This window comes from Pseudarthrobacter sp. MDT3-1 (genome assembly GCF_054510755.1).
The window spans coordinates 1-7683 of record NZ_JBTNDX010000054.1 but is presented as its reverse complement, the minus strand read 5'-3'; the positions used below and the strand labels follow the sequence as shown (position 1 = coordinate 7683).

6 protein-coding genes are annotated in these 7683 nt (G+C 63.9%); 4 read left to right on the top strand and 2 right to left on the bottom strand.

The window, feature by feature from the left end:
- Positions 1-254: 254 nt before the first annotated feature.
- The gene (locus ACX80X_RS20800) at positions 255-533 is read right to left on the bottom strand and encodes an HPr family phosphocarrier protein (RefSeq protein ID WP_459313259.1); all 279 of its coding nucleotides are present in this window, start codon (positions 531-533) and stop codon (positions 255-257) included.
- A 356-nt stretch (positions 534-889) separates the two neighbouring features.
- Between ACX80X_RS20800 and ACX80X_RS20795 the strand changes: the two genes are divergently transcribed.
- The 4 genes from ACX80X_RS20795 to ACX80X_RS20780 all read left to right on the top strand — a co-directional run bounded on the left by ACX80X_RS20795 (position 890) and on the right by ACX80X_RS20780 (position 6211).
- On the top strand, positions 890-1738 hold the full coding sequence (locus tag ACX80X_RS20795) for an HAD-IIB family hydrolase (RefSeq protein ID WP_459313257.1): 849 nt from the start codon (positions 890-892) through the stop codon (positions 1736-1738).
- Between the two features lie 203 nt (positions 1739-1941).
- On the top strand, positions 1942-3843 hold the full coding sequence (locus ACX80X_RS20790) for a beta-glucoside-specific PTS transporter subunit IIABC (protein WP_459313255.1): 1902 nt from the start codon (positions 1942-1944) through the stop codon (positions 3841-3843).
- 30 nt (positions 3844-3873) lie between these two features.
- Complete coding sequence (locus ACX80X_RS20785; protein ID WP_459313253.1) at positions 3874-5304, top strand: glycoside hydrolase family 1 protein; 1431 nt, start codon at positions 3874-3876, stop codon at positions 5302-5304.
- Positions 5305-5371: 67 nt separating this feature from the next.
- Positions 5372-6211: a PRD domain-containing protein gene (locus ACX80X_RS20780; RefSeq protein WP_459313251.1), complete on the top strand. Its 840-nt coding sequence runs from the start codon at positions 5372-5374 to the stop codon at positions 6209-6211.
- Positions 6212-6274: 63 nt separating this feature from the next.
- On the opposite strand, the gene ACX80X_RS20775 is transcribed toward ACX80X_RS20780, so the two are convergent.
- Positions 6275-7294, bottom strand: a complete 1020-nt coding sequence (locus tag ACX80X_RS20775) for a hypothetical protein (RefSeq protein WP_459313249.1) — start codon at positions 7292-7294, stop codon at positions 6275-6277.
- Positions 7295-7683 lie beyond the last annotated feature (389 nt).

Here is a 7683-nt window from a genome sequence, read left to right as displayed (position 1 = left end):
CCACAGGAAGCAGCTATTGGAGGAAAAGCTAGAAGGAAATTTCCCTAGGTCATGTCGTCAACACAACCCGTAGCCATGAATGAGTGACGGCCAACAAGGGCCACCAGAACAAGCCACAAAGAGGACCGACAACCCAGGACGCCAGCAGGCGGAGGGCCCACCAGCCAGGACCCTAGCCCGCCACCCACACAACTTTACAGGCCACTAGGACCAGCCAATCGCTCGGCGTCGAGGGTCACCGACAGCACAGCGGACTATTCGGCGTCGTGGTCCGTTTCGAGGATCTTGACCAGCTTCTCCAAGGCCTCTTCAGCGCCGGTTCCCCCGGCCCGCAGCACCACGACGTCGCCGTGGGACGCGCCTAGGCTCATGAGGGAGAGGATGCTGGCGGCATCCAGTGCCTCGTCCGCGGGTTCACCCGCATAGGCGATGGTGACATCGAGGTCCAGTGCGCCTGCGGCGTCGGCAAAGATGGCCGCTGGGCGGGCGTGCAGGCCGACGCGGCTGGCAATGGTGGCGGTACGTTCAGTCACGGTGTGTTCCATTCGTTGTTTTTCAGGGACGGGTGGATGCCGGGCGGGCGCATGCCTGGCCCGGGGAGGCACACGGCCCTGCCCTGGCACACCGGTGGTTCCGGCGATAGTCCCGGGCAGGGTGGCCCAGGCGGAGCCGCCGCTGCTCATGGCCTGCCTTCTGGAAAGGCCGGACCGAGCTGCGGGACAACAAAAAAGGACCCGAGCACCGGGCACCAGCCCGGGGGTCGGATCCTGCCTGGATGACCAGTTACATATCCACGACCAGTGTGCAGAAGTGGTGCGGTCCGCGTCAAATCCGTCCGCAGGTACCCCGGCTGGGAGAAGGCCTGGCTTCACCGGTATGATCCGGAATCATGAGCGCTAAACAGAGCACTATCGGAACTGTCCGCGCTGTCTTCCTCGATGTGGACGGCACCTACGCGGACTACGGCGTCGTCCCCGAGGGCCATGTGCGCGCCGTACGTGCCGCGCGGGCGGCCGGCCACCGGGTCCTGCTGTGCACCGGCCGGCCCGTGTCAATGCTGCCCTCAAGTATTCTCGCCGCAGGCTTCGACGGCCTGGTGGCCAGCGCCGGGGCCTACGTGGAGGTGGCCGGGAGTGTGCTCGTGGATCGCCGCTTTCCAGCAGACCTGGCCGCGAGAACGGTCGCGGCGCTCGACGCGCACGACGCCGTGTACATCCTTGAGGCGCAGGAAGCCCTGCACGTCCCGCCGGGGGCCGCGGAGCGCTTGCGGGCTATCATTGATGCCCACTTCCGGAAGGCCCCGGAAGGCCCGGTGGGTTCCTCCGCCATTCTCGACGCGGTGCGCCCCACGACAAACCGGACCACGGTGCCCTTCGCCAAGGTCTCCGTCTTTGACTGCCTCGTTGCCATGGAACGCCTGGTGGCGGACATCGGAGAGGGCATTGCCGTCGTCGCCAACTCGGTGGCCGACGAGGGCCGGCACGCCGGTGAACTCTACCAGCGCGGGATCAGTAAGGCCGACGGGATCGCGGCCGCCATCGCGCACCTGGGCATCGCCCGCGAAGACACCATTGCGATAGGCGACGGCGCCAACGACCTGGAGATGATCGCCTACGCCGGGGTCGGCGTCGCCATCGAAGGATCCCTGCCCGAACTCATGGCAATCGCTGACCGCACCGCTGCCGGCCCGCAACAGGAGGGCCTCGTAGCCGCCTTCGCCGAACTCGGCCTCCTCTGACCCGAGCATGGGCCGGTCCGTGCAAGGCCGGTCCGTGCGGGGCCGAGTTGCACGTGACCGGAATCACGGCTAGGCTCTCCCCAGCAGGCGATGCAGCCTGAAGGATTGTTACTCGGACACGAGGCAAGACCTGAGACACACGGTGACGTGCGTCTTGGGTCTTTTTTTATGCCCGGAAGACGGAACGGACAGAAAGGACTGCCATGGCTTCCGTGAACTACACGACATTGGCCGCAGACATCCTGAAGGGTGTCGGCGGCGAGGATAACCTGGTGGGTGCCACTCACTGCGCGACGCGGCTGCGGCTACGGCTGCGCGACGAGGCGAAGGCCGATACGGCCGCCGTCGAGAAGCTGCCGGGCGTCATTGCGGTCATGAAGGCCGGCGGCCAGTACCAGGTGGTCATCGGCAACGATGTCCCCGTGGTCTTCGCCGGGCTCGGCAAGATCAGCCGCTTCGGCAATGAGGACACCACCCACGAAGCCCCGCCCGAGGGCAACCTGTTCAACCGTTTCATTGAACTGGTGTCCGCAATTTTCTCGCCCATCCTGTGGCCGCTGGCCGGTGCCGGCCTGCTTAAGGCGTTCCTGAGCATGGGCACGACCTTCGGCTGGGTTGCCCCGACCAACCAGACGTACGTGATCCTTTCCGCCGCCGCGGATGCACTGTTCTACTTCCTGCCGATGTTCCTGGCCGTCACCGCGGCACGCCGGTTCAAGACCAACCAGTTCACGTCCATGGCTATTGCCGGCGCCCTGGTCTACCCGAGCATCATCGCGCTAGGTACCGCCGGACAGCCTGTTGACTTCGCGGGAATCCCGCTCGTGATGATGAACTACACCAGCTCCGTGATCCCGATCATCGTGGCTGTCTGGCTTCAAGGATATTTGGAGCGTTTCCTGCTGAAGTCCCTGCCCTCCGCGGTTCGGAACTTCCTCACCCCGCTGCTGACCATTGCCATCATGGTTCCGCTGACGCTCCTTACGGTAGGCCCCGCCACCACGTTCGTATCTCAGGGTGTCTCCTCCGGAATCACTTCAATTTTTGCCTTCGCTCCCTGGCTGGCCGGCGCCGTGATGGGCGGCCTGTGGCAGGTCTTCGTGCTCTTCGGCCTGCACTGGGGCTTTGTCCCGATTTTTACCAACGATCTGGCAACCACCGGGCACTCCCTCCTCATGGCACCCCTGCTTCCCGCTGTCCTGGCCCAGGCCGCTGCCATGGTTGCTGTTGCACTGCGCACCCGCAGTGCCGCCCGGCGTGGGGTGGCCGCGCCCGCTGCGCTCTCCGGATTCCTGGCCGGTGTCACCGAACCGGGAATCTACGGCGTGAACCTGCCGCTGAAGAAGCCGTTCTACTTCGGTATCGCCGGTGGCACCGTGGGCGGCGCCATTGCCGCGGTAGGCGGCAGCGCTTCCAGCGCCTTTGTCTTCCCGTCAGTCCTAGCCCTGCCTGCCTTTGCCACGGTCGGAAATTTCGCCCTGCTGCTGATGGGAACGGCTGCGGCAATTCTCATCGCCTTTATCCTGACGTTCGTCTTCGGTCCCCGCGAAACGGCTGACGCAGACAAGAACGGCGCCGATACCCGCCCCGAGGCTGAGGATGCTCCGGCAACGGGCCACACCGCCAGCAGTACGCCAGGTCCCGCTCTGCGCAGCATCACCGTTCTTGCCCCCGTTACCGGTGCTACAGTCGCTCTGGCTGATGTCCAGGATAGGGTCTTTGCCTCCGGCGCCATGGGTGCCGGCGTAGGTATCGTGCCCGAGGAAGACCGTGTCTACTCGCCCATCTCCGGCACCGTACAGGCCGTGATGAAGACCGGCCACGCTTATGGCATCAAGTCCGATGAGGGCGTTGAGGTCCTGGTCCATATCGGCATCGACACCGTCCAGATGAAGGGCGACGGCTTCGAAGCGGCCGTGACCCGGGGCCAGCGCGTGGAGGCCGGGGCGCTTTTGGCCACGATGGATCGCGCCAAGATTCGGGCGGCCGGTTACGACTCCACGACGCTAATGGTGGTCACGAACACCAAGGCCCTGACAGCCGTCATACCCGTCGGCGAAGGGCACCTGACGCACGGTACCCCCGCGCTCGACGTCGAACTCTGAACCTAAAGAACGAAAGGACCACCGCAGCTTATGAGCAACGGAACCACGAAGGCCGCTACCGGGCCGTTCCCCGAAGGATTCCTGTGGGGCGGCGCCACCGCCGCCAACCAGCTTGAAGGCGCCTACAACGAGGGCGGCAAGGGCCTGTCCATCCAGGACGTGATGCCCCAGGGCATCATGACCCCTCCCACGGAGGGACCGACGCCGGACAACCTCAAGCAGGTGGGGATTGATTTCTATAACCGCTATGCGGAGGACATCGCGCTCTTCGCCGAGATGGGTTTCAAGGTGTACCGCTTCTCCATCGCGTGGAGCCGCATCTTCCCCAACGGCGACGACGAAAAGCCCAACGAGGAAGGCCTGGCCTTCTACGACCGGATACTGGATGAACTGGAGAAGCATGGCATCACGCCGCTGGTAACCATCAGCCACTACGAGACTCCGCTGAATCTGGCGCGCACGTACGGTGGCTGGACCAACCGCCAGCTGATCGGTTTCTACGAGCGCTACTGCCAGGCGCTGTTTGAGCGTTTCGGCAGCCGGGTGAAGTACTGGCTGACGTTCAACGAGATCAACTCGGTGATCCACGCCCCTTTCCTCTCCGGGGGCATCCCCACGCCGCGCGAGGAACTGACCGATTCGGACCTTTACCAGGCAATCCACCACGAGCTGGTAGCTTCCGGACGGGCCACCCGGTTGGCCCGGAAGATCATGCCCGACGCCCAGATCGGCTGCATGATCCTTGCCCTGCCCGTCTACCCCCTGACACCGTCCCCGGACGACGTTGTCAAGGCCATGGACACGGCCCATGCCAGCTACGCTTTCGGCGACATCCATTGCCGCGGCGTATACCCGGGCTACCTGCTGCGGTACTTCCGCGACAACGGCATCGACCTGGATATCACCGACCAGGACCGCGAAGACCTGCTCAACACCGTGGACTTCGTTTCCTTCAGCTACTACATGAGCATCTGTGAATCTGCGGATCCTTCGGTGGAGACGGGTCCGGGAAACATCATGGGCGGCGTGGTGAACCCGACGCTGGAAGCCTCCGAATGGGGCTGGCAGATTGATCCCCAGGGGCTGCGCGTCGTCATCAACGACTACTGGGAACGCTGGCAAAAGCCGCTCTTCGTCGTGGAAAACGGCATCGGTGCCAAGGACGTCCTGGCGGAGTCCGACGGTGAAATGACCGTGGAGGACGACTACCGGATCCAGTACATGAATGACCACCTGGTCCAGGTCCGCGAGGCCATCGCCGACGGTGCCGAGGTCCTGGGCTACACCTCCTGGGGCTGCATCGACGTCGTCAGCGCCTCCACCGCGCAGTTGAGCAAGCGCTACGGCTTCATTTATGTGGACCGCAATGACGACGGTTCCGGTACTCTGAACCGGTACCGGAAGAAGTCCTTCGGCTGGTATCGGGACGTAATCGCAAGCAACGGTGCAGTCCTGCGCTGACCCGTCCGGGGCGGGAGTCAGCCAGGCTCCCGCCCCGCGTATCCTTCGAAGGCAGGAGAACAACGACGTGGAAATCCTGCGCGTCTTCAATAACAACGTGGTCCTCGCACGCAGCGGCAGCAGCGAGGTGATCCTTACCGGCCGCGGCCTGGGTTTCCAGGCCAAGCCCGGCCAGCAGATCGACCAGTCCAAGGTGCTGCGCACCTTCGTGCCCGAGGACGGCAGGGACCCCGATCACCTGGGTGCCATGGTCGCTGCGATCCCGCCCGAGCATGTGCTGCTGGCTGAGGAAGCCCTCGACGCCGGTCGTGCCGAGATGCATATCCCGGCAAGCACCGTACTGTCGGTGGCTCTCGCTGACCACCTCAGCTTCGCAATCAAACGGATGCGCCAGGGCATCGACTTCGACTACCCCCTTCGTGCCGAAGTGTCCCATCTCTACCCCGCCGAACTGAGGGCGGCACGACGCATCCTGGAATTCGTCAGCGCCCGCCTTGAGAAGCCGCTGGCCGACGACGAGGCAGTTGCCATCGCGCTGCACCTCGTCAACGCCGCCTTCGCCACCGGCGATCTTTCCTACACCTATCAGATGACGGGCGTCTTCACACAGCTTTTTGAGGTGCTCGACCAGGCCTACGGACGGCCCTTCGACCGCGACACCGTCAATGCGGCCCGGTTTATTACCCATCTGCGCTATTTCTTCGTGCGGGCAGGCTCCGGCAAGCAGCTGGACGAGGGGGCCAGCAAACTACGCATCGCTATCCAGGACTCCTACCCGGACGCGTATGCCACAGCTCTCAAGCTTCAGGCTGTCCTGGAACTCAGGCTTGGCGAACCGCTCACCGAGGATGAGGTAACTTACCTCACCCTCCATGTGGCCCGCATGGTCAATGAAGATCGCTCCTAGAAGGCTAAGTCGGCGAAGCCGTGATTTTTGGGTCGTGTTTTGGGTGGCTGGGTCAGATTCGGGTTAGGCGGCCAGTCCCGTGATGTGGGTGAGGTTGTCGATCGCGGTTTGGTAGGAGCGCGTGGCGGCTCTCAGCCTCGTTGGTACCGGGGTTTCCAGGTCGGCCAGGCCGGTGGGGAGCAGCCGGTCGTGAACGGCGCTGATGAACATGGCGGTGGAAAGGCCGGTGTCGGTGACCCGGTAGCGGTGGGAGTGTGGGATGCGTTCGATGAGTCCGTAGTGGCGGAGCCGGCGCAGGTCATAGGTCATCTGCCCGGCGGTAACGGTGCCGGGGTCGGTTCCGCGTAGCTGTGCGGTGAGTGCGCGCAGGTCCCGGTTGACGAACCCGTCCGGTTGCAGCTTGAAGACCGGCAATGCAGACAGGAGTGCGTGGCTTCGTTGTTGCCCGAGGCGCAGTCCGGGGATCCGGGCGCCGGCGGCGGTGATGGCGTGCAGTGCTTGGGTTCCGGTGATCGGGTCGTGGCTGATTCTTTGGACGCGTAGCAGGCGCCTGTTGGCAGTGAAGCCGATCTCCCTCAGTGCGGGCAGATTTGTCAGTCGTTTGCCGATTCGGAAATCATAGGTGTCGTTGATTGTTGTCTCGGTCCGCAGGGCCCTCCCTTCCTTGTGGTACTGCTTGATCGTGGCATTCTTATAGTCGACGTGCAGGCTCGGGGTGACCCCATTGGTGATCACCCTGGTCCTGAACCGGCCCGGGGTTGGCCGGGGCCCTGTCTTCATCAACCGGCGGCCGAAGACCAGGCTGACTTGGTCCGGGCGGCCGATATCAAGGTTCTCGCGGATCACGTTCTCGAAGAACACCCGCCCCGACACCGGGCTGTCGAGCATTTGCGTCAGGGAGAACTCCGCCTGCAACACCGAGACGTCGTAGCGGTACCCGGCGGCCCGGTCGGCAGCGGTGAACGGGTGGGGCAGGATGGCCAGCCACTTGCGCAGCAGCGCGTCGATCTGCTCCGGTCCGAGACGGTCGCAGATTCCCTGCAGGCCCGCGACGTCCTCCACCGCGACGAAGGCGTTGTCCATCGCTACGTAGCCGATCCCCGCCTTCGCGGCCTGCCGCTGGGCCCAGTGGTGGCCGTTGATGCATAACGCGCATCGAGCTGTTTGCCAGGATCTGCAGGGATGCCCACATTGAGGGCATGTCCATCCATGGACTGGCAAAGCGGGACCAGATCGGCGGGGAGACAGTCCGGCAAGCAGTGTCGGGCCCTGTCCCGGCTTATAGAGGAGCACGGCGCGGATGCCGAGGTGGATGTCGGGAAAGTCTGGATGCTGAACGCAGTGAAGACGAAGTGCCAGCGTTCCAGGTCCTAGTACTACAGTCGCGTTTAATTTGAGCTGTATCGGCGGTTTGACCGGACTTTCGGCAGGGAACCTGTTAATCGTTGGTGGTGAGTGATGATATTTGTGTG